This is a genomic window from Microbacterium sp. H1-D42 (genome assembly GCF_022637555.1).
GTDB lineage: Bacteria > Actinomycetota > Actinomycetes > Actinomycetales > Microbacteriaceae > Microbacterium.
Genome location: NZ_CP093342.1, coordinates 688,341 through 715,277 on the forward strand (window position 1 = coordinate 688,341; position 26,937 = coordinate 715,277).

The window sequence follows — 26,937 nt, forward strand, 5'->3', positions numbered from 1 at the left end:
ATTCCTCCTAACAGTGAGGCTGCTGCGGCACCGGTCGGGGTGCCGCAGCAGCATCGTCAACGTGGGGTCACTTGCTCAGCCACACGTTGGCCCAGTCACCGTTCTGTGCGAGGGCGTAGATCGCGAAGTTCTGCACGCGCTCGGAGTGGTAGTTCGCCTTCTTCTTGGCAGCGATGCTCACGATGGGGGAGTCCTTCATCACCGTCTCGTCGACCTGGTGCCACAGCTTGCCTGCTTCTTCGGGGCTGCTTGCGGCGAGTGCCTGAGCTGCGAGCTCATTGGCCTCGTCGTTGTTGTAGTCGACGTAGTTGTACGCCTGCGGCGTGCCGTTGAAGCTGAACTGCGGCTGGTAGACGCTGCGCGCAGCGCCGCCGACCCAGTCCGGCGACCAGCCGACCAGCGCGACGTCCCACTCGCCGCCAGTGGCGTTCTCGGGGTTGGTCATGAAATTGGCGTAGTAGTCGGTGGGCGGAACCGGGAACAGCTCGACCTTTATGCCTGCGGCCTCGAGGCTCGCCTGCACGGTCTGTGCGATGTCGGGCTGCGAGCCGAGGTTGCGGTACGGGAACTTCAGCGTGAGGTTCTGCACGCCGGCGTCGGCGAGCATCTGCTTGGCCTTCTCGGGGTCGGCCTTGCCGCTGCCGTCGCCGTAGGGCGAGTACTCCTCGAAGCCGTTGATGCCCGGTCCGAAGAGGCCGTTCGTCACTGTGGCGATCTCTTCGCCGCCCATCACCTGCACGACGGCCGCCTTGTCGATCGCGTACTGCAGCGCCTGACGCACTTCGGGCTTCTGCAGGGCGCTGCCGTTGTTGGTCGTCTTGGTGTTGAACCACAGGAACTGGTCGATGCCACCGTTCTCCAGGGTGGAGAACTTCTTGTCACCCACGCTCGTCAGCTGCTGGATGTTCGCCGGGCTGGGCTGGATGTCGAACAGCAAGTCGGCGGACCCCGCCTGCACCTGCTGCATCGCAGCATCCACTTCGATGCCCATCGTCATCTCGATCGAGTCGACGTACGCCTTGCGCAGCGGGTCGCTCTCCGCCTTCCACGAGGGATTGCGCTCGAGGGTCATCTTCACGTCCGGCTTGTGCTCGGCGACCGTGTACGGCCCCGAGGCGACGAAGTTGTTGCGGTACTCGGGCGAGTCGGGCAGATAGTCCAGCACCTCGACGGGCGCTGGGTTGGCCGTCGCCAGGCTGAGCATGCTCGTGAAGTCGGATGCCGGCTCCACGAGGTGGAAGATCACCGTCTTGTCATCGGGCGTCTCGATGCCGGAGATGTCGTTCGACTCGATGTACTCCTTCATCGGCGCGACCTCGGGTGCGATGGCCGAGAAGCCCTCGCAGTACTCGTCCATGCCCTCGATGAGAGAGATGAAGTATCCGCCGAGTCCGGCGCCGATGTAGGGGTTGCAGATGCGCTCGATGCCGCGCGCGATGTCGCCTGAGACGATGTCGCGAGCGCCGTCCGGTGCATCCCAGGACGCCCCATCACGCAGGGTGATCGTGTAGCTGAGGCCGCCATCCTCAGGCTTGGGCACGTCCGTGGCGAGGTCGCCCACCAGCGCGGAGCGCTCGGCTTCGTCGTTGGACGCCTCGTAGCTCAGGATGGAGCGCGAGATCGTGCGGGTCACGCCGTTGGACGGAACATACGCGATCAGCTGCGGGTCGAGGTGGTCGACGTCACCGTTGGAGAGCACCTTCAGGGTGCCTCCGGTCTGCGGCTCACCGGCATCGCCGGTGGGGTCGCCGCCCGTCGTCGAACAGCCGCTGAGCACCAGGGCTAGCGCCGAAGTGGCGACCAACGGTGTGAGCAGGGCTTTCATCTTGCGAGTCATAGGGTCATCCTTGAGTCCTTGATTCGGGTATCACCCGCTGCTGTGACGGGCATGAGCCGAGGGCTGGCTCGCCAGTAACATAGCACATGTCAGATATTAAACATAAGGTGCCAGCCCGGCGAAAGCCCGTCCCTCAAGCGCCGGCCCGCGCGCAGCGAAACCCCTGGCGGACAGGCCCGCGGAGTGCGATTCTCTAGTCGTGCGCATGCTCTTCTCGACGACGGGAAACCAGGGGCATTTCGGTCCTCTGGTGTCGCTGGCCCGTGCCGCAGCAGAGGCAGGGCACGACGTGCGGGTGGCGGCACCGGCGTCCTTCGCCGGGACAGTGCAGGCCGCCTCCCTCCGCCATGTGCCGTTCGCCGATGCCCCACCCGAACTGATCGGGCCGATCATGGTGACCGTGCCGGCGCTGCCGTTCGACGAAGCCAACGCGGTCGTGATCCGCGAGGTGTTCGGACGGGTCGATGCGCAGGCGGCGTATCCGGGTCTCGTCAGTGTGATCGATGAGTGGGGCCCCGATCTCGTCGTGCGGGAGCCGGCTGAAGTCGGCTCACTGGCCGCAGCGGAATCCGCGGGACTGCCTCACGTGCAGGTGGCGATCGGGATGGCCGAGATGGCGCGGCTCTTCGCCGATCACCTGGCGGGCCCGCTCGCAGAGCTGAGCAGGGGAGCTGGGCTGGCGGAGGCGGCACTGACGGCTGCGCTCGCCGCGGAGCCCGTGCTGAGTTCGGTGCCGGAGCCGCTGGACCTCGCCGGCGACGACGCGTACGATCCCGCAGGCGTCGCGTTCCGCTACCGCGATGAGCTGGGTGCAACTCCACCACAGCCGCTGCCCCGCTGGGGCGATCCAGCGCTGCCACTGGTCTACGTCACCTTCGGCTCCGTGACTGGATCACTCCCACCGTTCGCCGGCGTCTTCCGGCAGGCGCTGGATGGCCTCGCCGACCTGCCGGTGCGCGTGCTGATGACGGTCGGCCATCGAGTCGACATCGCAGGGCTCGGTGCTGTGCCGCCCCACGCGCGAGTCGAGGCGTGGTGGCCGCAGGCCGACGTCCTCAGCCAGGCTGCGCTGGTGCTGGGCCACGGCGGATTCGGCACCACGATGGGCGCCCTCTCGGCGGGTGTTCCGCAGGTGGTCGCCCCCATCTTCACCACCGACCAGGTCATCAACGCGCGACATGTCGCCGCCATCGGCGCCGGACGCGACGTGGAACCAGGGGCGGATGCTGTGATCCGCGCCTGCAGAGAGGTGATGGCCGTGCTCGGAGATCCGGCGTATCGCGAGGTCGCAGAATCGGTGGCGGCTGCCATCGACGCCCTGCCGTCGGTCGAGCAGGCAGTGAGGTTCCTCGAGAGTGCGACCCGCTAGCCAGGCCGCTGCGAGGTGATCTCGCACCGCGAATCTGTCGGCGGGGCGAGTGTCAGCGATTCAGCTGGCGTCGTTCCACGACCAGATGTCGTCGCCGCGCAGCGTGGCATCCGCGCCGCCGTCGTCGTAGATGATCTGCCCGGCCATGTGCGTGTTCTCCACGCTGGTCAGCCAGATCAGCAGGTGCGCGATCGACTCAGGCGGCTGGTGGTAGTTGAGGGGCATCGGCACGGCAGCATCCACCATCTTCGCGCCCTCTGGCGTCGACAGCAGTCCCTCGGTCATCGGCGTGAGCACGGTGCCGGGCGCGACGCCGTTGACCGGGATGCCGTTGCCTGCCCACTCGGGCGTGATCGATGCGCGGCGCACCCAGCGTGCCAGCGCGCGCTTCGACGACGGGTAGACGAGGTAGCCAAGCTCGGGGCCCTGCTCGGCGAGGTCGGCGGCGATCTGCTTCGCCTTCTCCTCGTCGCCGGCGAGAGCGGCCTCGACCATATCGGCCGAGTTCGGCTGCAGGGATGCCATCGACGAGACCACTGCGACGCGCGGCGCATCCGACTTCACGAGCCCTGGAAGCAGCTCGTCGAGCAGCTCGGTGACGCCGAAGTAATTGATGGCGATGGTCGCGGGGATGGGGGCTGCGATGCCGGCGCAGGCGATGACGGCGTCGATGGTGCCGCCGGCCAGTTCGAGCGCCTTGGCTGCGGCATCCTTCCGTCCCTGCGGACCGGACAGATCGGCTTCCACCTCGGCCCCGCGCAGGTCGATGCCGATCACTGTGTCGCCACGCTCGCGCAGGATCTTCGCGGTGGTGGCGCCGATTCCTGATGCGGATCCGGTGACGACGTAGGTGCGGGTCATGACTACTCCTTCAGTCGATGCGGGCTGTTCTCCCGCATATCCATGCTTGCCAACAGACCAGCCGTCCGCAACGCCCCGGGGCCGGGACAATGCCGGTGGCGACCTCAGCTGCCTCTCAGCGGCTGTCCGCCTTGCGATGGTTTGCGCGGTGCGGGGCTTCCGACGAGGTCAGCGGTCGAACTTGAGCAGCAGTCTCGAGCGGGAGCGCTCGACATGCGTTCGCATCGCACGCTCGGCCTTCTTCGCGTCGCCCTCGGCGATGGCCTCGACGATGCGCGCGTGCTCATCGACTGTGTCAGGCACGTACGTGCCGGTGTACGACAGGCGATACGTGTGCAGGTGACAGTGCGTGCGGTTGTACGCGGTGTGTGCGGTCGCGTTGCGAGCCGAGCGGAAGACCAGATCGTGCAGACGAACATCGTGCTGCGAGAGCAGCGCATATGCATCCGGCTCGTCGATGGCACCGCGGGCGCGAGCGACCTCATCCTGGAGGGCCCGGACGTCGGTATCGGAGCGACGGGTCGCCGCGTGCCCTGCTGTGCCCGGTTCGAGCAGCAAGCGCAGCTCGAACAGTTCGCCCAGCTGCGCAGGGTCGAGCAGGTCGGTTGTGCGATAGCCCTTGAGGGGATGCTTCTCGACGAGCCCATCCGATTCCAGGCGTGCGAGCGCCTCGCGCACCGGAGTGGGGGACACACCGAAGCGTCGCGCGAGTTCGCCGGCGTTCACTCGGGCGCTGGGAGGCAGAGTGCCGTCGAGAACCGCCTGCTGCAGCACTGAGTACACCTCGTCTGCCAGCATCACGCGAGCTGTGGCCCCGAGTGTGGGGAGTGCGTCCAAGGTCGACATCTTCACCTCCGGGTTGACAGCGTCGTTGTAATCGGCAAGTCTAGCCTCACCCGAAGATCAAATACGATCTTCTAAATCTGAAATCACATCGAATGCACACCCGCACCGGATGCATTCCCACACAGATGGAGACTCGAAGATGAGCGCAAAGACAGGTACCCGCATCGCCGTCGCCGCAGCCGCGGCAGCGCTGCTGTTCGGCTTGACGGGATGCACGACGCCCGCAGACAACGGCGGCGGTGATGACTCCGCAGCATCCGGTGACCTCGGCTCCGTCAAGGTGGCGCTCGTCTCCGGCGGCGCACACCCCTACTTCCAGCCCTGGGCCGACGCCGGCGCGCAGGCCGTCGAGGACTTCGGCATCAGCGATGTCACGTTCAACGAGACCGCCGAATGGGACCAGACCAAGCAGAACGACGTCATCAATTCACTGGCGGCGAACGGATACAACGCATTCGGTGTCTTCGGCGTCTCGCCCACCGACATCAACTCGACGTTCCAGCGGCTGAAGGACTCCGATCTCGCGGTCGGATCGATCGGCTCGTGCCCGGCCGGTGACGAGAACCTCGCCGACTTCTGCCTGTCGACCGACACGGAAGAGGCCGCCTACCAGGCTGCCGTCGCCGCGATCGAGGCGATCGGCGGCGAGGGCAACATCGTCCACATGACCGGCAACAACGTCGACTCCAACACGCAGCGCCGCATCAAGGGTGTCGAGCGTGCGGTCGCCGAGACCGACGGTGCCGTGACCCTGTTGCAGAACATCACCGATGTCGACACCGACCTCGCGACCGCGCAGAAGGCAGCATCCGACCTGCTCGCCGCCAGCGGCTCGGAGATCCAGGCCATCGTGACGACCGCATACAACCCGGCAGTCGCGTCCGCTGAGGCGATCGCCGAGGCGGGCCTCTCGATCCAGCTCGTCGCCATCGACGACGACGCCACGATCCTCGACGGCATCCGCGACGGCTCGGTCTACGGCACCGTCGCGCAGAACCCGGCCGGCCAGGCATACGTGGGCAGCTGGGTGCTCGCCCAGCTCGCCAGCGGCAACTGCACAGTCAACGAGCCCGGCGTGATCGTCGACTCCGGCTCGTTCGTCGTCACCAAGGACAACGTCGACACGTACGACGACGAGCGCTCGGCCTTCGCCGACACCGTGATGAAGAAGTTCGAGTCCGAGCTGCTCACCTGCAAGTGACGCGAACGCACTGAGAAGGAACAGGAACACCCATGGCCAGCAGGATCACCGCAGCACGAGCATTCCTCGTGGATGTCGCCGTCGAGACCGTCCGCACGGATGCCGTGCAGAGCTTCCTCAAGCAGGAGACGATCTTCGTCGAGATCACCACGGAGGACGGCCTGAGCGGCCTCGGGTACTCCTACACGATCGGAACAGGAGGTCGCGCGGTGCTGTCGATGCTGCGCGACCACCTGGTTCCGCAATTGGTCGGTCTTGACTCCGACCGCATCGAGGCGGTGTGGTTCCAGCTGTTCGCGTCGACGCGTGCGACCACCACCGGCGCCATCACATCGCTCGCGCTGGCCGCGGTCGACACCGCCCTGTGGGACATCGCCGCAAAGCGCTCAGGTCTGCCGCTCTGGCGTCTGGCCGGCGGCTTCCGCCGAGACGTCCCGCTCTACGACACGGAAGGCGGCTGGCTGCACCTCCCCACCGAAGACCTCGTCGCGGGTGCCCTCGCCTCGAAGGCGAACGGCCTCTCCGGCGTGAAGCTGAAGATCGGCAAGCCCACCGGTCACGAAGACCTCGAGCGGCTGAGCGCAGTGCGCGCCGCCGTCGGCGGCAACTTCGACATCATGGTCGACGCCAACCAGTCGATGACCTCGACCGAGGCGATCCGCCGCGCACGCCAGTTCGACGGACTCGACCTCGCGTGGATCGAAGAGCCGCTCCCGGCCGACGACATCGAGGGGCACGTCCGACTCGCGGCATCCACCGCCACCCCGATCGCCGTGGGCGAGTCGATGTACTCCGCCGCCCAGTTCCGTGAGTACCTCGACCGCGGCGCGGCCGGCATCGTCCAGGTCGACGTCGCCAGGGTCGGCGGGATCACGCCTTGGCTCAAGGTCGCGCACCTCGCCGAGACGTTCAACGTGCACGTCTGCCCGCACTTCCTGATGGAGCTGCACGTCAGCCTCGTCGCCGCCGTTCCGAACGGTCGCTACGTCGAGCACATCCCGCAGCTGCGGGCCATCACCCGCACCGAGATGGAGATCGCCGACGGCCGCGCACTGGCCCCCGAGACGGTCGGCCTCGGCATCGACTGGGATCGGGACGCGATGGAAGATCGGATCGTGGAATGAGCGATCGCCTCTCGCGCGCGGTGCGCACCGAGCTGCACTCGCCCCGGCCTGTACTGCTCGCGCTCATCATCGTGCTGGTCGTGGTCTTCGCCATCCTGAAGCCATCATTCCTCAACGGCCCGTTCGTGATCGCACCGCTGCTGACCTCGATCTCGATCTTCACGATCGTGGGCCTGTCGCAGATGGTGGCGCTCTCGATCGGGCACATGAACATCGCAGTCGGACAGATGGCGGGCATCGGCGCACTCGTCGCAGGCGTCTCGTTCGACAAGCTCGGCATGCCGTTCCTCGTCGGACTCGTGCTCGGCTGCGCGGCCGGTGCAGCCGTCGGTGCGTTCGCGGGGTGGGTGATCGCCCGCACCGGCGTCAACTCGTTCATCGTGACTCTCGCGCTGAGCTTCAGCCTGATGGGCCTCATCCCCACGCTGTACGAAATGTGGAGCACCGGCAACGCGTTCACCACGAAGCCGGACGGGCTCGAGGCCATCGGCCGCGGGACATTCGCCGACTTCTGCATCGGCGGCGTCTGCGGCACCAACGCCGTGCCGCTGATCATCCTCCCAGCGCTCGCGGCGTCGGTCGTCGTCTGGTACTTCTACTCCAGCACCCGACTCGGGCGGGAGGTGCTCGTCACGGGAAGCAACGTCGATGCGGCGGAGCTGTCGGGCGTGCCGACCGGGCGACGGATCATCCTCGCCCATGGGCTTTCGGGTCTGCTCGCAGCGCTCGCGGGCATCCTGCTCGGAGCGAGCACCGGCTCGTTCACCCCTGGAATCGGCGGCGAGTTCATGCTGCCATCGTTCCTCGGACCGATTCTCGGAGGCACGCTGCTCGCCGGCGGCGCCGTGTCGGTCGTCGGCACGGTGCTCGGCATCACGCTGACATCCGTCATCCGCAAGGGACTCGAGCTGTTCGGCGTGGGCCTTGAGGCTTTGAACGTGCTGCTCGGTGCCATCCTGATCGTCGCGCTGGCCACCGATCGGCTGCGCCTGCTGTTCACCCGAAAGCGTCCCCCGAGTGAGAAGGTCTCGGCCGCCGAGCTCGCGACAGAACTCAACGAATCCGAGGTGGCACGATGAAGCGGATCATCAGCACGAACAACCTCCTGCTGCTGGGTGTCGTCCTCGTCGGCGCGGCGTTCCTCGCCGTGGTGACATCGGGGCAGTTCCTCGGCCCGGTGTCGATGACGAGCTTCTTCCGCTTCGTCAGCGTGCCGATCCTCATCGGCCTCGCCCAGATGGTGACGCTCTGCGTCGGCCAGCTGAACCTCGCAGTCGGTGCCATCGGCGGCGTCGCCGCCTGTCTCTCCGGCGTGATGATCACCTCATGGGGCGCACCGCCGTGGATCGGCGCGTTGAGTGCCGTCGTCACCGGTGGCGTGCTCGGCCTCGCGAACGGCCTGCTAGTCATCGGCACCCGGATCAACGGCTTCATCATCACTCTCGCCATGTCGCAGATCCTCATCGGCGTGCAGTACGGACTCGTCGGCACCCGAACCCTCTCGAAGAGCGCCTGGCCCGAGGTCGCCGCGTTCGGTCGGTCCGATGTGTTCGGCATCCCGACGATCTTCCTGCTCACTCTCGGCGTGGCCGTCGTCGTCGCCGTCTTCTTCGCGCAGACCGTGACGGGGCGTCGGATGCTGGCGAGTGGCGGCAACCCGGTGGCGGCCCAGCTGGCCGGCATCTCGATCGACCGCTCGCTCGTGCTCGCGCACACCATCTCCGGTCTGCTGTGCGGAGTCGCGGCGTTCGTGAGCATCTCGTTCCTGCCAGGGGTGAACACCACCGTCGGAGGAGACTGGCTGCTGCCCAGCTTCGCCGCACCCATCATCGGCGGTGTCGCGCTGGCGGGTGGAACGGTCGCCGTGCTCGGCACCGTGCTCGCGGCAATGGTCGTGCGCCTGGTCGACTCGGCGAGCCCTATCTTCCGATTCGACGCGGCCGCAGTGAACTTCGTCGTCGGCGCCGTGGTTCTCGGAACCGTCGCGCTGGGACGACTGCGTGAGGTGCGTGCCGCACGTCGGGGACTCGAACTTCGGTCGAAACGCGCCGAAGCTGCACTTGCGGAGGCGAAGCGATGACCGCGGCACTGGAAGTACGGGCACTGCGCAAGACCTTCCCTGGGGTCGTCGCGCTGGCCGAGGCGAATCTGCGGGTCGAGCGCGGCTCGATCCACGCGCTGATGGGCGAGAACGGCGCAGGAAAGTCGACGCTCATCAAGATCGTCACCGGCGTGCAGCCTGCCGACTCTGGCGAACTGGTCCTGGCCGGCGATACCGTGTCGTTCGCGAATCCACTGGAGGCGATGCAGGCCGGCGTCGGCGTCGTGCACCAGGAGCGCAACGTCATCCGTGAGTTCACGGTGGGCGAGAACATCGTGCTGTCCCAGATGCCGCGTCGTCTGGGCCGCGTCGATTGGCCGACGGTCTGGCGTGAGGCTCAGCGGTGCCTTGATCTGCTGCACCTCGACATCGACCCGCGCACGCCCATGCGCGACCTGTCGGCAGCGCAGACGCAGTTGGTCGAGATCGCCCGAGGACTCCACCGAGAGGCCACGGTGCTGCTGCTCGACGAACCCACGGCCTCCCTCAGCGTGGACGAGGCCGACCGGCTGTACCGGGTGGTGCACGACCTCAGCGAGAAGGGCACGGCGATCGTGCTCGTCAGCCACAAGCTCGACGAGGTCTTCGCGCACTGCGACGCGATCACTGTGCTGCGTGACGGTGCCACGGCGATGGAATCCCAGCCGATCGCCGACACCTCGCGTGACGAGGTGGTCGCACGGATGGTGGGGCGATCGCTGGCAGCGCTCGAGGTCGAGGAACGGAGCATCGATCGCTCCGGGACCCCCGCCCTTGAGCTGCGGAAGGTCAGCACCAGCACCGGACACCGCGAGGTGTCGCTGGATGTGCATCCCGGTGAGATCGTCGGCATGTACGGCCTCGTCGGCGCCGGGCGCACTGAGCTTGCCCGTGCGATCCTCGGCATCGATCGCGTCACGGCGGGTGATGTTCTCGTACGCGGCGAGGACGCCCGCATCCGCTCGGTGCGTGATGCGCTGCAGCGTTTCCGGATCGGGTACGTCACCGAGAATCGCAAGGAGGAGGGCGTCTTCCTGCTGCAATCGATCACGCGCAACGTCTCGGTGACCATCTGGTCGAAGCTGGCCCGCTTCCTCGGCTTCGTCCCAGGCGCCAGGGAGCGCGCGGTGGTCGACGAATACGTCAAGGTGCTCGACATCAAGATCTCCTCGCAGGATCAGCTCGCCGGGCAGCTCTCCGGCGGCAACCAGCAGAAGGTCTCGCTGGCGAAATGGCTGGCGGCCCAGACCGAGATCCTCATCATCGACGAGCCGACCGTCGGCATCGACGTGCGCACCAAGCGCGCGTTCTACGAGCTGATCTGGCGCCTCGCCGACGAAGGTCTCGCCATCCTGCTGATCTCGAGCGATCTGGCCGAGATGATCACGCTCGCGGACCGTATCGTGGTCATGGACGAGTTCATCGTCCGCGGTGAAGTGCCCAACGACCACCGCTATGACAGTGTGAGTCAGGCTGTGATGTCGCACATCCACCGCTCGGAGGCCCCTGTATGACCCTGCCCACCCGCAGGCATCGTTCACTGAACCTCACCGCGCTCGGCGCCGGCTGCGCGCAGCTCGGCAACCTCAGCTTCGCGATGTCCGACGACGAGGCCGAGCAGACCGTCCGTGCGGCCTGGGAATCGGGCATCCGCTACTTCGATACCGCGCCGCACTACGGTCTCGGGCTGTCAGAGCGACGCCTCGGCAGAGCGCTGTCGGCCTACCCGCGTGACGAGTACGTCGTCTCGACGAAGGTCGGGCGGCTGCTGGAGCCGAACCCGGTGGCGGGGCAGAGCGACCTCGTGAACGGGTTCGATGTGCCGGCCGACACCCAGCGCGTGTACGACTTCAGCCGCGACGGCGTGCTGCGCTCGATCGAGGAGAGTCTGGACCGCCTTGGCCTCGACCGCATCGACGTGGTGTACCTGCACGACCCCGACGAGCACTGGGAGCAGGCATCCACCACTGGCGCCGCGACGCTCGCCCAGCTGCGCGATGAGGGCGTGATCGGCGGATTCGGCGCCGGGATGAACCAGACCGGCATGCTGGCCGACTTCATCGAGCGCGCCGACGTCGACCTCCTGATGTGCGCAGGGCGCCTCACGCTTCTCGAGCACGCGAGTGCCGAGCGGATGCTGGAAGCCGCGACCCGGCACGATGTCGCGATCGTGGCGGCCGCGGTCTACAACTCCGGGCTGCTCAGCCGCGAGAGCGTGCCGGACGATGCCACCTTCGACTACGCCCAGGCGCCCGCCGAGCTCATCGCCCGCGCCCGCGTGATCGAGGCGGTCTGTCGCCGCCACGGCGTGAGCCTGCCGGCGGCGGCGCTGCAGTTCGCGCTCCGCTACCCTCAGGTGGTGTCGGTCGTGGCCGGATTCCGCGGTGCGGAGCAGGCGGCGCAGACTGCGGAGCGGATGGCCGCCCCGATCCCCGACGAGTTCTGGGCAGAACTCGAGGCAACCTCACTCATCACCCCGAGGAGAACAGCATGAAGCGCGTCGCACAGGTCATCGGCCTCGATCCCGAGCAGATCGACGAGTACGAGCGCATCCACCGCGAGGTGTGGCCAGGCGTGCTCGCGCAGATCAAGGGCAGCGGCATCCAGAACTACTCGATCTACCGGTATGGCAACCTGCTGTTCTCGTACTTCGAATACGTCGGCGATGACTACGAGGCCGACATGGCCGCGATGGCGGAGGACCCCACGACGCAGGAGTGGTGGGCGGTCTGCGAGCCGAAGCAGCGTCCCGTCGCCGAGCGCGAAGAGGGCGAGTGGTGGCACACGGTGCCCGAGGTCTTCCATCTCGACTGATCTCATCTCGACCGGTCTCGCCGGCGACCGCTGAACATCCGTGAACTCACGGATCCGGCCCGACGCTGATGGTGCAAGTCTGGCAGGGTGCACATCGAGATCTGGGTGGATGGCACGGATCCTCCCGAGGGCCGGGTCGACAGTGGCGACGCGGCGATGCCGTTCTGCGGCTGGATCGATCTACTCGCCGTGCTGTCCAGGATCATCGAGCCGTCGCGCGATGAGGATGGCGAGTTCGGTGCGCGAACGCAGGCCGAGCTTCGTGAGGATGTTTGACACATGGGTCTCCACCGTGCGTCGCGAGATGAACAGGCTCTGGGCGATCTCGAGGTTGGTCTCTCCCTCGGCGACGTGCCCGGCGATGCGCTCCTCGGTGCGCGTCAGCGCCTCCCAGCCCGAGGTCGCTCGGGCCCGCGTCATCACCTGCACCGCCACGCCGGCACGACGGAAGGATGCCCGCGAGCGCGCAGCCTCGTGATCGGCGCCGACCTCGGCGTAGGCGCGCAGCGCAGTCTCGGCGAGGGCGCCGGCGTCCGAGGCCGGCAGCGCCAGCGCGGCGAGTTCGGCGATGCGCGCATGATCCAGCCGGCGAGGGGTGAGCGCCATCAGCCGCTCGGCCTCGACCAGTGCCGCGGCATCGCCGGCGGCCACGCCCGAGACGGCGAGCGCCGTGGACTGCAGGTGCGCCACCGAGGGGTTCTTCGCGGCCAGTGCCGAGATGACGCTCACCACGTCGGTGATGCGCTCGTCAGCATCCGACCGCTCGTCCGGCATGCGCCGAGCGAGCTCGACGAGATCGAGGGCGAGTTCGGCACAGTCCATCAGCAGCTCGCCGGCACGGAACTCCTGCCATCCCCGCCACAGCACGTCGAGCGTCGCGGCGTCGTCGCGGCGTGCACGATCCGGCTGGCTGTGGCCAAGCCAGACCCACGACCGCCCGCGTCCGCCCCACTGCTCGCGCCCCGGCACCGGGTCGAGCTGTGCGGCCGCCTCCTGCGCGGCGGCCGGGCCGCGCTGGCGGGCGATGACCTGGGTGCGCAGCCCGCGCACCGGGGGATCCAGGCGGATGTCCATCGAGCCGAGCAGCGTCCGATGCGCGTCCAGTTCGACCGCGATGTCGGACAGGTTGCCGCTGTGGCTGCGGGCCTGCGCTGCCAGCGAGTGGGTCGCGAGCAGACCGGTGCGGTATCCGAACTGCGCCGACACCGCCATGCCGCGCTGCACCAGCGCGGCCGATTCCGCCGTGCGGTCGACATCGGCGAGCGCAACGGCCAGCTGGGCGTGCGGGAAGGCCTCGATCGAGGCGAGGGACGGATGCTGATCCGCGATCAGCACGGCCTCCGAGAGCACGCTGATCGCCTCATCGAGCTCACCGCGGCAGTTCGCGATCAGGCCGAGCAGCGACAGCCCGTACACGCGGGCGCCATGGTTGCCCTGCTCGGCGGCCAGGGCTGCACCCTGGCGCGCGAACCGCACGGCGGAGTCGATGTCGCCGAGCATGAACACCGGCCAGGCGGCGAACGTCAGATGCGCGGCCTGCTCAGCCGCGGCGAGATCCTTGGACGCCGCATAGCCCAGAGCGCGATCGCGCGCTGCGTCATGCTGATGCTGCAGCAGCAGGGCGCGCGTCTCGACCGCGCGCAGCAGCGGTCCGATCCGGTCCGCTCCCGACAGAGCGGTCTCCTGCCGCAGGGCACTCTCGTGCTGCAGGGCGCTCGTCGCGAGGGCGGCAGCCTCGGCCGGTCTTCCGGCGCTGAGCGCAGTGCGGGCGAGCCCGGCGGTGGCCGTGACGTGCATCAGGCTGGCCGGTGCGGTGTGCGCCGCCACTCGCTGCCACAGCTCATCGGCGGTACCCGGCGCCGCAGCGGCGGTCCGCTCGGCCAGCGCCAGCATCCACGTCAGGTCCTCGGCCGCGACCGGTGCGTGCAGCAGGTGCCCTGCGACGGTGGCCGGCGACAGGCCGGCCGCCTCGAGTCGCAGCGCGACGTCGCGGTGCAGCTCGCCGCGCACTGCCGCAGGCATGTCGTGCAGCAGCACCTCTTGGATCAGCTGATGCCGGAAGCCGAGGGTGTCGTCATCGATCTCTTCGAGGAACCCGGCGGCGAAAGCCTCGCGCAGCATCGGCACCAGATCGCTCATCGTGCGATCGGCGACGAGTCGCAGCTGGGCGGGTGGGAACCGTGTGCCGAGCAGAGCGGCGGTGGTCAGCAGCTCTCTCGTCGCGGGCGTCAGATGACTGAGGTGGCGCATCATCACCATCGCCAGGGACGGCGACGGGCCGGCGGGGGCATCGAGTCGTGCCTCGCCGCGCGGACCGAGAGTGACCGCCCCGTCTTGCACCAGAGCACGGATCAGCTCGGTGAGGAACAGCGGGTTCCCTCCCGCGGATGCCGTGTATCTGGCCAGAGAGTCATCCGCCCGCCCGCCGATCAGGTGCTCTGTGATGTGCAGACAGGTGCTCTCGGTGAGCGGCTGCAGGTCGATCACGTGCAGCAGACCGCGTTCGCTGAGCACACTGAGCAGATGGTCGAGGGCAGGCGCGGTCTCGTGACGGGCCTGCGTGCGCAGCGAGGCGATGATGGTCAGCGGCATCTGCTCGAGGGTGCGGCTGAGCTTGGTGAGCAGTCGCAGCGAACCAGGGTCCGCCCAATGCAGGTCTTCCAGCACGAGGATCGTGGGCTCGCGAGTACAGGCGTCGATCACCTCCAGCAGTCGCTCCCCTGCGAGGTGCTCGCTGCGCTCGGCGGCGATCCGGTGGTCTTCGAGAGTGAGCTTCGGGGCGAGCGCATCGAGGTGGATGCCGTAGGCGCGTCGCCTGTCCATGGCATCTGCCGCGCCGCGCAGCACTTGATGTCTCCGCGGCAGCTGCGCGAGCGCTGCGTCGATCAGCGAGCTCTTGCCGATGCCGCCGTCACCCTGAACGGCGATGAACCCACCGTGCGGAGCGCTGTCGGTGACGAAGCCGAGCAGGCGCGCGAGCTCAGCATCCCGACCGACGAACAGACGCCCCGTCGGCATTGCGGACGTCGCGCGGTCAGCACGTGGTGGCATGCTCGCAGCACCGCCTCTCAGGCCCCAGTCCCTAGCTGGATTCTAGTGACGGAGGAACGCGATGTGGCCTGATTTCTCGCATGATCCCGCCGTGCTCTCGGCGTTCGCGCCGCGAATCGTCGGCGAGTGGTCGGCCGGTGATTCCCAGCGGGGCCATCGTCGGATGCCCGGCACGATGGTCTTCGCCGACATCTCGGGCTTCACGAGGCTCACCGAGCGGCTCGCGCGGCGAGGCAGAGTCGGCGCAGAACTGCTCAGCGACGCCCTCGATCTCACGTTCGCGACGCTGCTCGCGCCGGCATTCTCCGACGGCGCCGACCTGCTCAAATGGGGCGGGGATGCCGTGCTGCTGTTCTTCCGCGGCGAGCACCATGCGGTGCGCGCGGCACGGGCGGCGCACCGCATGCGCGCGGCGCTGCGCGAACTGATGCATGGCGAGTCGTTTCCCGTGCCCGCCCAGCTGCGCATGTCGATCGGCGTGCACAGTGGCGAGTTCGACCTGTATCTGGTCGGAGACCCGGCCAGCCATCTCGAGCTGATCGTCGGTGGGCCAGACATCACGCGGCTCGTCGATGTCGAGCAGGTGTGCGGGGCGGGGCAGATCCTGCTCAGCGATGAGACGGCCGCTCTGCTGTCGACCAGGGTGCTCGGCGAGACGCGCGAGATCTACGGTGGTGCGCCGGGGCGGATGCTGAGATCGGCGCCGACCGCACCCGACCTTCTCGTCCAGGATGTCGCTGCACCGGCGCGGCCCGTGCTGCCCACGGTCTCCGTCGCGATGGCCGTCCCTCCTGGCATCCGCGCTCACGTCGAATCGGGACCATCCGAGCCCGAGCATCGTCCGGTCACGATCGGATTCGTGCAGTTCACCGGGCTCGATGCCCTTTCGCCCCAGGAGGCGACGGAGGCTGTCGACGCTCTGGTCATCGCGGTGCAGCGCGCATGTCTGAGACACGGGGTGACATTCTTCGAATCCGACATCGCCGCGGACGGTGGCAAGATCATGCTCACCGCCGGCGCCCCGCGCAGTGCCGGGCGTGATGCGGAGCGCATGCTCGCGGCCGGCCGCGAGATCGCTGACCATTCAGGTGCGCTCACTGTGCGGGTCGGTGTGTCATCCGGTCACGTCTTCGCCGGCGAGCTCGGCCCCGCTGTCCGTCGCGCCTATTCGATCAAGGGCGATGCGGTGAATCTCGCCGCCCGTCTTCTCGGTCACACGGGACCCGCCCAGCTGGTGGCGACGGCCGCCGTCGTCGGCGAGGTGCACGCGGCCGTCGAGGCGAGCGCACTGGCGCCGTTCGCCGTGAAGGGCAAGCGCGACCCTGTGCACGCCGTGATCGTGCGTCAGGTGCGGGCGCATGCGGCGGGGATGTCCGCCGAAACGCGATTCATCGGGCGCGCAGACGAGCTCGCCCAGCTGCGGGCCGCGATCGCGGCAGCATCCGAACATCGCGGCAGCGTCGTCGACATCGTCGGCGAGCCGGGCATCGGAAAGACGCGGCTCGTCGCCGAAGCGGAGGTGCCGCCAGGCATGCGCACCGTGGCGACCGGCGTGAGCGGATACGACGCGGGGGCGACGTACGCGACCATCGGCGGGCTGATGCGCGCAGTACTTGGTCTTGCCGCGCACGATGAGGCCGAAGTCGTCGCCCACCGCTTGGAGCAGACTGTGCACGATCTGCGGCCCGATCTGCTGATCTGGCTGGCGCTGCTGGCCGTTCCCCTCGGTCTCGACTTGCCACCGAGCCGTGAGGTGCAGGAGCTGGATCCCCGATTCCGCCGCGGACGCATCGAGGAGGTCGTGCTCTCACTGCTCGCCGAGCTGCTCAGCACGCCGACGCTGCTGATCTTCGAGGACACCCATCTGCTCGACGAGGCCTCGGGCTCCCTGCTGCACCACCTCGAGGGTGCCGCCGAGGATCTGCCGTGGTGCATGATCATCACCCGACGAGAGGTGCCGATCGGGCACGTGCCATCGCTGGACGCGCCAGCGGATCGTCGCATGCGAATCGCCGGAATGCCGCATGATCTGGCGCTCGCCCTGGTTGTGGAGTCCGTCGGGCCGGTGCGCGCCAGCCGCCATGCCCTGGAGGCGATGGTCGAGCGCGGCGGGGGAAACCCGCTGTTCCTGACCTCGCTCGCGGCCAGCGCCGGTGCTCTCGGCGCGGGAGGCTCCATCGACCAGCTGCCCGGATCGGTCGAGGCGGTGCTGCTGGTCGACATCGATCGCCTCGCCACCGGCGACCGTGCCCTGCTGCGCCTCGCCGCCGTGCTCGGCATGCGGTTCGATCCGCGATTCCTGACCCAGCTCGACGATGGTCAGAGTCGGATGCCGGAGGCGGACGTGGCCGTGCGCCTGGAGGAATTCTTACGGCCGACGGACGACGGCGATCTGGAGTTCAGGCACGCGATGGTGCGCGAGGTCGCGTACGAGGGGCTGCCGTTCCGCCTGCGGCGCCGCCTGCATGAGCGCGTCGCGCTTGCCCTGGTGGCCGCGACCGACCGCACCGTCGGGTCCGATCTGCTGAGCCTGCACTTCCACGCCGCCGGACTGCACGAGCAGGCCTGGACCCACTCACTCGCCGCGGGTGAGGAGGCCCGCCGCAAATACGCGTACGCGCAGGCGGCGGTCTTCTTCGCCCGTGCACTGGACACCGCGGCGCACCTGCCGCAGATCTCGCATGGACGACGCGCAGACGCCTCTTCCTCCCTCGGCGACTGCCTCGACATGGCGGGAGATGCGACAGGCGCGCTGACGGCGCTCAGGCGGGCACGGCGAGACCTGGGCGATGATCCGATCGCGACGGCCGAGCTGCTGTCGAAGGAGTCTCGCATCACTCAGCGGCTCGGGCGCTACCGTCTGGCGCTGTCGCAGCTCACTCGCGGGCTGCGGCTGCTCGAGGGGGTCGAGGGCGCGAGAGCGGATGCCGTGCGCGCGCAGCTCGCCACCCGCTACGGCTTCGGCCTGCACCTGCAGAGTCGCGCGAGTGACGCCGTGCGCTGGGGACGCCGCGGGGTGGAGTGGGCGCAGGCCTCTGGCGACCAGACGGCGCTGGCCCAAGCCTGCAATGCCCTGCACTTGGCCTACGGCGCCTCGGCTCAAGCGGAGGACCGACCGTACGGGCAGCTCGCGCTCGGGCTGTACGAGCGCCTCGACGACCTGACCGGTCAGGCACTCACTCTGAACAATCTCGCCATCGACGCGTACAACAGCGGCGCATGGACCGACGCGATCGACGCGTTCGAGCGGACCAGTGATGCCTTTCGCCGTCTGGGTGACGAAGCCAACGAGGCGACCGCGCTGTACAACCGTGCGGATGTCCTTGTCGCGCAGGGCAGACATGCCGAGGCGCTTCCGGTGCTGGAGATCGCGCTTCGCCTCGCGCGCCGGGCGGACGATGAGGAGCTGGTCGGGCTCGTGCTGCGCGAGCAGGCCCGCGCCGAAGCCGGCAGCGGCGATCGGGTCGGAGCCTGGCCGCTGTTCGACGAGGCACGCGAGGTGCTCGCGGGACTCGAACTCACCACCGAGGTCGCCCTGCTCGATGCGGCAAGGGCCGAGGCGCTGACCGCCGAGGGCGATTCCGCCGAGGCGCTGACACTGATCGATGAGACGATCCTCGCCGCTCAGGCGAAGGCCGCCGATACGCTGGCGCGCCTGCACCGCATCAGGGCGCAGGTGCTGGTCAATCAGGGGCAGGCCGACCGCGCGGCGGACGCTGCCCGTGACGGGCTCGCGCGCACCACCGGTGGGTTCGGCGGATACGAGCCGGCTCTGCTGCGGCTCGCGCTCGCCGAGGCGACGGACGATGAGCTGCTGCGGGCCGAGTCGCGCCAGGTGCTGCACTCGCTCGGCGTAGTGGCCTGAGCGGGGAGCGCGCGCAGGCGCCCCCGCTCGGGCGCCCCCGTTCAGGCGCCCATGGCTCGCCTCAGATCATCCCTCGCACGTCGGTCAGGAAGCGCACGACCAGGCGCAGGTCGCCGCCCTTCATGCGGCTGCTGGCGCGGTGATCGGTGCAGAAGTCCTGATCTGCGCCGATCACGCCCTTGGCCGGGCAGGCGGGCGCCATCTGCAGCGGGTCGGTCGCGGAATCCGACCACAGCGCGCGGTAGTGCGCGACCCCGCCCTTTCCGCACAGCGTCTTGTCGCACAGGATGGTCATCGTCGCCGGCGCCGTGCGGGTGTACAGATCGCCGTCGGCCGAGGTGAGGTCGCCGAGGAACTGTGTGACGAGTGCTCCTGGCGTGCAGGTCTGCCCGGCAGGGCAGGAGCCGAGCGTCAGAGCTGTGCCGCCTTCGGCACCGCGCGGCAGTGTGACGATGCCGCACATCGGATGCTGCGCATCGACGACCGCGCAGCCGGCGCCATCCGCGCCGGCCGTGCCGTCGCGGAGTGACACGTCAGCGCCGTCGACGAGGGTCAACTGCAGCTCGACAGGGAACGCCGGCGCGGAGCCCACCAGTGGCGGGAGGACCGTCGGCGGGTCGTAGGGATCGATGACGGGCGGCTGAGTGGGTGTCACGGTGGCCGTGACGGTCAGTGCCGCGACGGCCTTCGAGTAGGACGTCGAGATCTGGATGCTCGATTCTCCTGCCGGGAGGACCGCACTGGTCACGCCGAGCACTCCAAGGCCGTCCGCGGTCAGCGTGACCGTCGCGTCGTACTCGTAGTAGCTGGGGCCAGTCCCATCGGTGATTGCCACCGTGATGGTGAACGGAGTGCCGACCGCGGCGAGCACACTCGGCAGCGCCTGCGCTGGCACATCGCCCAGCGATGCGGCGACAGCGGGATCGGTCTGCGCGGTCACGACGGCAGCGGTGGGCGGAGGCGGCGGGTCGGCCGACGCCATCTGCGGGGCGATCAATGCCGCGCCGATCAGGGCGGTGACGGCGATGAGCGAGCGGGCTGCTCGCAGGCGGCGGTGCGACATGACGAACTCCTCGACGTTCGGCGGGCATTTTCCAGCCTGACTCTCCGCACGCGTGAAAAGATCCGTGAGTTCACTGAGGTTTCCGCTGGGCCGACCCGAGACGCTGTGGAGATGGCGTTGCAGTCCGATCAGAGAACCCTCCCCGAGGAACAGGACCCCGCTCCGCACTCGACTTCGGCTCGCCGTGGACGGGTTCCGGAGCGCACGGTGCTGCTGGTCGCGTCCTTCGGCGCGGTGCTCGCATTTCTCGACGCCACGATCGTGAACATCGCGTTTCCCAGCATCCGAGCGTCCTTCCCCGATGAGAGCATCGGCGACATCTCCTGGGTGCTGAACGCCTACAACATCGTGTTCGCGGCGTTCATGATCGTCTTCGGCAGACTGTGCGACCTCTTGGGACGCCGTCGCATCTATCTGCTCGGAGTCGGGCTGTTCACACTGTCGTCGCTGGTGTGCGCGCTGGCGCCGTCGATCGAGGTGCTGATCGGGGCGCGCATCACGCAGGCGCTGGGGTCTGCGATGATCGTGCCGGCTTCGCTCGCGCTCGTCATCGACGGCTTCCCTGCTGCCCGCAAGGCGCGGGCAGTGGGGCTGTGGTCGGCTGCCGCCGCCGTCGCATCGGGGTTGGGGCCCCCGATCGGCGGCGCGCTGGTCGAAGCCGGCGGCTGGCAGTGGGCGTTCTGGGTGAATCTGCCACTGGGGGTGGTCGCGTGGTGGCTGGCACGGCGCCAGCTGGTCGACAGCCGCGCACCGGGGCGCCGGCGCATGCCGGATCTGCGAGGGGCGATCCTGCTCGCCGGTGCTCTCGGCCTGCTCAATGCGGCGATCATCAAAGCAGACGACTGGGGTGCGACCAGCCCGATGCTGTGGCTGGTGATCGGCGGCACTGTCGTGCTGTTCGCCGGATTCATCTTCAGCTCGATGCGACACCGCTCACCTGTGCTCGATGCGGCGATGATGCGCAACCGGCCGTTCGTCGTCGCGAACATCGCCACCCTCGTGGCCGGCGTCGGGTTCTTCGCGTACATGCTGGGGAACGTGCTGTGGCTGCAGTACGTATGGCAGTACACGATCCTCGAGGCAGGCCTCGCCCTCGTGCCTGGGGCGCTGGTGGCGGCGGTGGTCGCGGGGCTTCTCGAGCCAGTCGCCGCGCGCTTCGGCTACCGGTGGATCATCTCGGCGGGGTTCGTCATCTGGGCGCTCGGCTACGTCTGGTACGTCAACGCCGTGGGCACGACACCGGATTTCATGGGGGAGTGGCTGCCGGGGCAGATCATCAGCGGAATCGGGGTCGGGGCGACGCTGCCCCTGCTGGCTGCGTCGACGCTGGCGACGCAGCCGGGCGGCAAGTTCGCGACGGCATCGGCGGTGATCTCCAGCGCCCGGCAGATCGGCGGCACCATCGGCGTGGCGCTGCTGGTCGTGATCCTTGGCACCCCGACGGCCGCCACCGTCGTGCAGGATCTGCGCGACGGCTGGACGATGAGCATCATCGCCTTCGCCGCCGGAGCGGTGATCACCCTGTTCCTGGGGCGTGTGAGTCACCAGAGCGACGCCGTCGTCGAGGTCGCGGACGAGCGGCCATCGGCACTGCGGATGCCCGACACGGCGCGTTCCGTCGTGCTGCGCCGCGCGGTCGCGTCGCCCGAGGAATCGCTGTTCGGGCGGCTGCCGTCTGACGCGCAGAAACGGCTGCGCGACGGGGCGACGCCCCGCACCGTGCGGGCCGGTGAGTGGCTGCTGCGACAGGGGGAGGCGGCCGAATCGATGTTCGTGATCGTCTCTGGTCGGGCAGAGGTGGTGATCGATGACGAGGTGGTGCGTGAGCTGGGGCCAGGGGCGCTCGTCGGCGAGCTCGCGCTGTTCACCGACGGGCTGCGGTCGGCCTCGATCCGCGCTCGCCGCGACTGCCACGTGCTCGAAGTCTCGCGCGACCTGCTCGGCCGCACGATAGGCGAGGATCCGGCGTGCCTCTCGGCGCTCGTCACGGGTCTGGCAGGGCAGCTCGCGCAGGCGCGCCCGACGGTCACACGGTCGGCGACGAGGCCGCACCTGATCGCTGTCATCGGGGTGGGACGGGGAGCGCCGACGCAGGCGATCGCCGGGATGCTGAAGCGCGGCCTGGCCGCGCACGCGCGGGTCGCGCAGCTGACGGGACCGTGCACGCCCGAGCAGATCGATCGCGCAGAGGCCGAGAACGAGATGGTGATGCTCGTCGCGGATGGGGAGGACCGTGACTGGACGGGATCCTGCGCACGGGAGGCGGATGCCGTCGTGCTGGTGGGCCTGATCGGGGACGCCCCACCGGCGGCGCTGCCGCAGACCAGCACGCGGGCGGAGCTCGTACTTGTCGGCACGCCGGCCCGAGCCATGCGGCAGGCCTGGCTGGACGCCGTCGATCCGTGGCGGGTCAGCGAGATCAGCATGGACGAGGTCGCTTCGGCGGGGGCGCCGGCAGCGGGCATCCGAGGTCTCATCGATCGCCTCTCCGGGCACTCGGTCGCACTCGTTCTCGGCGGCGGCGGGGCGCGCGCTCTCACGCACGTCGGCGTGCTGCTCGAGCTCGAAGAGGCAGGGGTCCGCATCGACCGCATCGCCGGGGCCAGCATGGGGGCGGTGCTGGCGGGGTACTACGCGAGGGGCGTCACGGCCGCCGAGCTCGGCGACGCCGCGTACCGCGAGTTCGTGCGGGAGGACATCCTCGGCGACTACGGGCTGCCGCGCACGTCACTGGCGCGGGGCAAGCGCGTGCATCGCGCGCTGGTGCGCTGCTTCGACGACCAGCGCATCGAAGAGCAGCCGCGCGGCTTCCGGTGCGTGAGCACCGACCTGCTCACCCGTGCGACGGTCATGCACCGCTCAGGGCTCATGCTCGACGCGATCAAGGCGTCGTCGCGGCTGCCGGTGCTGTTCACCCCGGTGCCGAGCGAGGGTCGGCTGCTGGTCGACGGCGGTGTGCTCGACAATCTGCCGGTCGACAGCGTCACCGAGCGCAGCGAGGGCCCGGTGATCGCCGTGAACATCTCGATGAGCGGCGGTGGGCAGCAGCGGGTGCCTGGGGAGGCACCGCGCCCAGTGCGCATCCCGCCACTGGGGGAGACGATGCTGCGGACGCTGATGATCGGCGGCGGGGGCCCTGTCGAGGCACAGCAGCTGGGCGCCTGGGTGATCACACCGCACTCGATGGGCGTCGGGCTGCTGGAGTTCCATCAGTACGACCGGATGGTCGAGGCCGGTCGCGCCGCCGCCCGCGACCTGCTGGAGCAGACCGGAGGAGATCTGCAGTAGCGCAGATGCGGTACGGTAGCCACATGATCAATCGTTGGTATGCGTATTTTGAGTCGGCTCTGGAGGGGCCGGCGCCGAAGTAGCGCCCACCAACACCTTCAGAGCCGACAAGCCAGAGCAATTGCTCTGGCTTTCGCCGTTTCGGCGGGCTCTGCGCGGGTCCGTCGTGAACCATCACGAATCAGGACAGGACCCATGCACAGCACTGACACCCTCGAGACCACCGCCGACCTGCACGTCGCCGGCTTCACGGCGCTGCCGTCGCCGGCATCCGTCGCAGGCGCGCTGCCGCTCGGCGCCGAGCGCGGCGCACTCGTGGCCCGCACGCGCGCCGAGGTGCGCGCGATCATGGATGGTCGCGATGATCGGATGCTGGTGATCGCCGGCCCCTGCTCGATCCACGACACCGACGCCGGGCTCGAATACGCCGGGCGCCTGGTGCGCGAGGCCGAGCGCCACCGCGACGACCTGCTGATCGTGATGCGCGCGTACTTCGAGAAGCCGCGCACCACGGTGGGCTGGAAGGGCCTCATCAACGACCCGCACCTGGACGGCAGCCACGACATCGAGACCGGGCTGCGGATGGCCCGCGGATTCCTGCGCGATGTCACCGCTCTCGGCATGCCGTGCGGCACGGAGTTCCTCGAGCCGATCAGCCCGCAGTACACCGCCGACCTCATCACGTGGGGTGCCATCGGCGCACGCACGACCGAGAGCCAGATCCACCGCCAGCTCGCCTCCGGCCTGTCGATGCCGATCGGCTTCAAGAACGGCACCGATGGCGGGCTGCAGGTCGCCCTGGATGCCGCGTCGGCAGCATCCGCCCCGCAGGCCTTCCTCGGCATCGGCGGTGACGGGCGCGCGAGCCTGGTCGCGACCACAGGCAACCCCGACACGTCCGTGATCCTTCGCGGCGGCGCCGACGGACCGAACTACGGCGCTGAGCACGTGCGGCGCGCGTCGGAGCGGCTGTCGGCCGCCGGGCTCACGACGCGGGTGATCGTCGACGCGAGCCACGCCAACAGCGGCAAGGACCACCTGCGGCAGGCCGAGGTCGTCGCCGAGCTGGCCGCGCAGATCGCGACCGACGGTTCGGCGATCGCCGGTGTGATGCTGGAGAGCAACCTCGTCGCCGGCGCACAGAAGCTCGATGTCGCATCGGGACCGGCCGGTCTGGTGCGCGGACAGAGCGTGACGGATGCCTGCATGGGCTGGGATGCCACGGCTGAGGCGCTCGCGCAGCTGGCCGCGGCCACGCGGGCGCGACGGGGCTGACCCCGTCAGTCGTCCCGTCGGATGATGTCCAGCCCGGCGGCGGCGTACTGCCGCAGCGTCGCTCCGGGCAGGAACGCCTGGGTCAGCGCCACGCTGATCCGGGGCAGGTCCACCGCCTCGCGGTACACCAGGTGCAGTGTCTCGTACCGCGGGTGGAACTTCTCCTTGAACCGGTGCAGCGAGCGGAATCCGTACACCGGCTCGAGCAGGTCGGAGAGCCGTTCGCTGAGCGCGGCGATCGCGCCGGCATCCGGCGGGTAGTCGTGCGTCAGTGGCGCGCCGGAGAGCGAGAGGAACTCGGCCCCCTCATCGCGGAACGCCGCTGCCGACATCCCGATCAGGTACTCCATGACGGGAGGGAATCCGTCGGGACGGCGCCGCATCAGATCCAGCGTCCAGCCGCGCACCCCGTCTTCGGGACCGTAGACCGGAAGCCAGGAGAGGAAGCCGTCCACATCTCCGTTCGCCGCGGTGGCGATCGCCACGCGCACATGCGGGTCCTGTGCCTCGGCGAGCGTGCCGAGCGTGAACCGCATCTCGGGCAGATCCTTGTCTCCCACCCACAGATCCGAGATCGCCTGCAGCTGTGCGCGCACGCCCCAGCGCTCATCCGCGAGGCGTGTGACCGTGAACGTGACGCCTTCGCGCTGTGCGCGATTGGCGGCCGTGCGGATCGCGCCCCAGCGCTTGCCGGTGAACTCCAGCCCTGGCAGGTCCACGATCGTGTCGTCGGCGATCACGAGGCTCTGCCACCCCTCGGGTCCCGCTGCGCGGGTGTCGTCGTCGGCGCTGAAGAAGCATGGCGTGAGCCCCGCGCGCTCGGCACGATCGATGAACTCCGCCACGGCCGCGGCCCGGTCGGATGGATCGCCGATCGGATCGGCCAGTGCGAGCGCGACGCCGTTGTGGCGCTGATAGGCGACGATCCCGCCGGACGTGCGCAGATACTCGTTCGGCTCCCAGGTCGTCATCCACGACAGCGTTCCGCCGCCGTGCCGCTGCAGCGCCGTGATGACGTCGTCGCGAGTGGGTGCAGGCCCGCTGCCGAGCGGCGGCCGGCGCCGCCACCGGAAGGCGCGGCGGGTGATCAGGAGCATGATCAGGAACAGCGCCCACAGGACGCCGGTGGCCACCGCCATCCGCGCGTTCAGCCCGAGGTCCTCGAGATCCTTCTCCATCGAGAGTCGGAGCGCGAGCACGATGACCGCACCCAGCAGCACGTTCAGTACGGCGTAGAGCAACGACAGCAGCCACGCCCAGCGCCGGCCGCGGCGCAATCCGTTCAGCACGAGCACACTGACCCCGAGGTCGATCAGCACGCTCCAGCCCAGCGTCTCGGAGGGCACGGTGTCGCCGAACGGCCCCGAGGTGGGCACGTAGTCGACGATCGTCGAGATCGCCACCAGCACGATCAGGACCCAGAACGCGAGCAGCCGCTGCTCGCGCACCGTCCCACTGCGCAGCGTCAGCGAGCGGTCCACGCCAAGCACCAGCACGACCGCGGCGGCGTGCTCGAGATCAGCGATGCCGCCCCAGAACAGCAGCGTGATGAAGATGTAGGCGAGCAACGTCAGCCATGCCCGGTTCCGCCAGGGCGCGGGCAGCACGCCCACCGCGGCGGCGATGCACGCGAGGAGCCCTCCGCTGGGCCCGACGTCGAGCGCCGTGGCCTGATGCTGCACCCAGGGCCAGGCCGGGGTGAGGACAGTGAGCAGCCAGAGCAGTCCCGCGGTGGCGAGGACGGCGAACAGCTGCCCACCTGCGAACCACGCGGCGGTCACGCGCCACCCGCGATGCCACTCGAGGTACGCGACGCCGAGCAGGCATGCGACCAGCAGCAGATATCCCAGTGGCTGGGCCGCGAGGAAGGTGCCGGTCAGCGGCGTCCACCACCTGCCCTCCTGCAAAGCGGGCAGGCCGTACGCCAACACGTCCCAGAGGGGACTGTTCTGGAACGGACTCCACAGTGCCCCGGTTGCGAGCCCCGCCAACAGCAGCGCGACGAGGATCAGGATGCTGACGGGCAGCCGTCGGATCAGACGGAGGGGACCGCCGCGCTGCGGCGCGACGGCTTCCTCCGGGAGCGCCTGCCCGTCGACGGTCATGCCGCGACCGGGGCGGGGGAGACGGTGCGCTCGAACCACACGGGATGCCGTCTGTCCAGCGGGCAGGTCGTGTCAGCCGGGCCGTTCCAGATGCGGGGGCGGACGCGAAGCGCCGTGGGGGAGACTCTGGTGGTCATCCGTGTGCCTTTCGAACGAGG

At 68.9% G+C, this 26,937-nt stretch carries 18 protein-coding genes; 11 read left to right on the plus strand and 7 right to left on the minus strand.

From position 1 onward, the window contains the following. Positions 1–67: 67 nt before the first annotated feature. Positions 68–1,837: an ABC transporter substrate-binding protein gene (locus tag MNR00_RS03175; RefSeq protein WP_241927730.1), complete on the minus strand. Its 1,770-nt coding sequence runs from the start codon at positions 1,835–1,837 to the stop codon at positions 68–70. A gap of 205 nt (positions 1,838–2,042) precedes the next feature. Here MNR00_RS03175 and MNR00_RS03180 point away from each other — a divergent pair, with 205 nt between their 5' ends. Continuing rightward, positions 2,043–3,206 (plus strand): glycosyltransferase, encoded by a 1,164-nt coding sequence (locus MNR00_RS03180; RefSeq protein WP_241928750.1) that lies wholly within the window; start codon positions 2,043–2,045, stop codon positions 3,204–3,206. Positions 3,207–3,266: 60 nt separating this feature from the next. On the opposite strand, the gene MNR00_RS03185 is transcribed toward MNR00_RS03180, so the two are convergent. Next, entirely contained in the window at positions 3,267–4,067 is an 801-nt protein-coding gene (locus MNR00_RS03185; protein WP_241927731.1) for an SDR family oxidoreductase, read from the minus strand. A 168-nt stretch (positions 4,068–4,235) separates the two neighbouring features. Next, positions 4,236–4,913, minus strand: coding sequence for a GntR family transcriptional regulator (locus tag MNR00_RS03190; protein ID WP_241927732.1), 678 nt, complete (start codon positions 4,911–4,913; stop codon positions 4,236–4,238). A 139-nt stretch (positions 4,914–5,052) separates the two neighbouring features. Between MNR00_RS03190 and MNR00_RS03195 the strand changes: the two genes are divergently transcribed. From MNR00_RS03195 to MNR00_RS03225, 7 genes are read left to right on the plus strand one after another with little or no spacing between them, the layout of a single operon-like run. After that, entirely contained in the window at positions 5,053–6,114 is a 1,062-nt protein-coding gene (locus tag MNR00_RS03195) for a substrate-binding domain-containing protein (protein WP_241927733.1), read from the plus strand. Between the two features lie 32 nt (positions 6,115–6,146). Next, positions 6,147–7,238, plus strand: a complete 1,092-nt coding sequence (locus MNR00_RS03200; protein WP_241927734.1) for a mandelate racemase/muconate lactonizing enzyme family protein — start codon at positions 6,147–6,149, stop codon at positions 7,236–7,238. Further along, a complete protein-coding gene (locus MNR00_RS03205; RefSeq protein WP_241927735.1) occupies positions 7,235–8,317 on the plus strand; it encodes an ABC transporter permease in 1,083 nt (360 codons plus the stop codon). Before MNR00_RS03200 ends, MNR00_RS03205 begins: the two co-directional genes overlap by 4 nt. Further along, the gene (locus MNR00_RS03210; protein ID WP_241927736.1) at positions 8,314–9,318 is read left to right on the plus strand and encodes an ABC transporter permease; all 1,005 of its coding nucleotides are present in this window, start codon (positions 8,314–8,316) and stop codon (positions 9,316–9,318) included. Before MNR00_RS03205 ends, MNR00_RS03210 begins: the two co-directional genes overlap by 4 nt. Beyond that, complete coding sequence (locus tag MNR00_RS03215; protein ID WP_241927737.1) at positions 9,315–10,832, plus strand: sugar ABC transporter ATP-binding protein; 1,518 nt, start codon at positions 9,315–9,317, stop codon at positions 10,830–10,832. Before MNR00_RS03210 ends, MNR00_RS03215 begins: the two co-directional genes overlap by 4 nt. Then, a complete protein-coding gene (locus MNR00_RS03220; RefSeq protein WP_241927738.1) occupies positions 10,829–11,812 on the plus strand; it encodes an aldo/keto reductase in 984 nt (327 codons plus the stop codon). Before MNR00_RS03215 ends, MNR00_RS03220 begins: the two co-directional genes overlap by 4 nt. Beyond that, a complete protein-coding gene (locus tag MNR00_RS03225; RefSeq protein WP_241927739.1) occupies positions 11,809–12,132 on the plus strand; it encodes an L-rhamnose mutarotase in 324 nt (107 codons plus the stop codon). Before MNR00_RS03220 ends, MNR00_RS03225 begins: the two co-directional genes overlap by 4 nt. A 180-nt stretch (positions 12,133–12,312) precedes the next feature. Here MNR00_RS03225 and MNR00_RS03230 read toward each other — a convergent pair whose 3' ends face one another. Beyond that, positions 12,313–15,150 carry a LuxR family transcriptional regulator gene (locus MNR00_RS03230; protein WP_241927740.1) on the minus strand — a complete coding sequence of 946 codons (2,838 nt, stop codon included), beginning with the start codon at positions 15,148–15,150 and terminating at the stop codon, positions 12,313–12,315. A gap of 94 nt (positions 15,151–15,244) precedes the next feature. On the opposite strand from MNR00_RS03230, the gene MNR00_RS03235 reads away from it, so the two are divergent. Further along, the gene (locus MNR00_RS03235; RefSeq protein WP_241927741.1) at positions 15,245–19,048 is read left to right on the plus strand and encodes an adenylate/guanylate cyclase domain-containing protein; all 3,804 of its coding nucleotides are present in this window, start codon (positions 15,245–15,247) and stop codon (positions 19,046–19,048) included. Positions 19,049–19,109: 61 nt separating this feature from the next. Here MNR00_RS03235 and MNR00_RS03240 read toward each other — a convergent pair whose 3' ends face one another. Beyond that, a complete protein-coding gene (locus MNR00_RS03240) occupies positions 19,110–20,111 on the minus strand; it encodes a hypothetical protein (RefSeq protein WP_241927742.1) in 1,002 nt (333 codons plus the stop codon). 111 nt (positions 20,112–20,222) lie between these two features. On the opposite strand from MNR00_RS03240, the gene MNR00_RS03245 reads away from it, so the two are divergent. Continuing rightward, complete coding sequence (locus MNR00_RS03245) at positions 20,223–23,399, plus strand: DHA2 family efflux MFS transporter permease subunit (protein ID WP_241927743.1); 3,177 nt, start codon at positions 20,223–20,225, stop codon at positions 23,397–23,399. A 195-nt stretch (positions 23,400–23,594) separates the two neighbouring features. Then, entirely contained in the window at positions 23,595–24,674 is a 1,080-nt protein-coding gene (locus MNR00_RS03250; protein ID WP_241927744.1) for a 3-deoxy-7-phosphoheptulonate synthase, read from the plus strand. A 5-nt stretch (positions 24,675–24,679) separates the two neighbouring features. On the opposite strand, the gene MNR00_RS03255 is transcribed toward MNR00_RS03250, so the two are convergent. Together MNR00_RS03255 and MNR00_RS03260 are read right to left on the minus strand one after the other, a co-directional pair. Continuing rightward, the gene (locus MNR00_RS03255; RefSeq protein ID WP_241927745.1) at positions 24,680–26,779 is read right to left on the minus strand and encodes a DUF2156 domain-containing protein; all 2,100 of its coding nucleotides are present in this window, start codon (positions 26,777–26,779) and stop codon (positions 24,680–24,682) included. After that, positions 26,776–26,916, minus strand: coding sequence for a hypothetical protein (locus MNR00_RS03260; protein WP_241927746.1), 141 nt, complete (start codon positions 26,914–26,916; stop codon positions 26,776–26,778). Before MNR00_RS03260 ends, MNR00_RS03255 begins: the two co-directional genes overlap by 4 nt. Positions 26,917–26,937 lie beyond the last annotated feature (21 nt).

What these genes read in the sequence shown, in the direction of transcription:
- MNR00_RS03185 (WP_241927731.1), bottom strand. Translation starts at nt 4,067, where the DNA reads ATGACCCGCACCTACGTCGTCACCGGATCCGCATCAGGAATCGGCGCC.
- MNR00_RS03255 (WP_241927745.1), bottom strand. Translation starts at nt 26,779, where the DNA reads ATGACCGTCGACGGGCAGGCGCTCCCGGAGGAAGCCGTCGCGCCGCAG.
- MNR00_RS03190 (WP_241927732.1), bottom strand. Translation starts at nt 4,913, where the DNA reads ATGTCGACCTTGGACGCACTCCCCACACTCGGGGCCACAGCTCGCGTG.
- MNR00_RS03240 (WP_241927742.1), bottom strand. Translation starts at nt 20,111, where the DNA reads ATGTCGCACCGCCGCCTGCGAGCAGCCCGCTCGCTCATCGCCGTCACC.
- MNR00_RS03245 (WP_241927743.1), top strand. Translation starts at nt 20,223, where the DNA reads ATGGCGTTGCAGTCCGATCAGAGAACCCTCCCCGAGGAACAGGACCCC.
- MNR00_RS03205 (WP_241927735.1), top strand. Translation starts at nt 7,235, where the DNA reads ATGAGCGATCGCCTCTCGCGCGCGGTGCGCACCGAGCTGCACTCGCCC.
- MNR00_RS03195 (WP_241927733.1), top strand. Translation starts at nt 5,053, where the DNA reads ATGAGCGCAAAGACAGGTACCCGCATCGCCGTCGCCGCAGCCGCGGCA.
- MNR00_RS03260 (WP_241927746.1), bottom strand. Translation starts at nt 26,916, where the DNA reads ATGACCACCAGAGTCTCCCCCACGGCGCTTCGCGTCCGCCCCCGCATC.
- MNR00_RS03230 (WP_241927740.1), bottom strand. Translation starts at nt 15,150, where the DNA reads ATGCCGACGGGGCGTCTGTTCGTCGGTCGGGATGCTGAGCTCGCGCGC.
- MNR00_RS03220 (WP_241927738.1), top strand. Translation starts at nt 10,829, where the DNA reads ATGACCCTGCCCACCCGCAGGCATCGTTCACTGAACCTCACCGCGCTC.
- MNR00_RS03200 (WP_241927734.1), top strand. Translation starts at nt 6,147, where the DNA reads ATGGCCAGCAGGATCACCGCAGCACGAGCATTCCTCGTGGATGTCGCC.
- MNR00_RS03250 (WP_241927744.1), top strand. Translation starts at nt 23,595, where the DNA reads ATGCACAGCACTGACACCCTCGAGACCACCGCCGACCTGCACGTCGCC.
- MNR00_RS03225 (WP_241927739.1), top strand. Translation starts at nt 11,809, where the DNA reads ATGAAGCGCGTCGCACAGGTCATCGGCCTCGATCCCGAGCAGATCGAC.
- MNR00_RS03175 (WP_241927730.1), bottom strand. Translation starts at nt 1,837, where the DNA reads ATGACTCGCAAGATGAAAGCCCTGCTCACACCGTTGGTCGCCACTTCG.
- MNR00_RS03210 (WP_241927736.1), top strand. Translation starts at nt 8,314, where the DNA reads ATGAAGCGGATCATCAGCACGAACAACCTCCTGCTGCTGGGTGTCGTC.
- MNR00_RS03215 (WP_241927737.1), top strand. Translation starts at nt 9,315, where the DNA reads ATGACCGCGGCACTGGAAGTACGGGCACTGCGCAAGACCTTCCCTGGG.
- MNR00_RS03180 (WP_241928750.1), top strand. Translation starts at nt 2,043, where the DNA reads ATGCTCTTCTCGACGACGGGAAACCAGGGGCATTTCGGTCCTCTGGTG.
- MNR00_RS03235 (WP_241927741.1), top strand. Translation starts at nt 15,245, where the DNA reads ATGTGGCCTGATTTCTCGCATGATCCCGCCGTGCTCTCGGCGTTCGCG.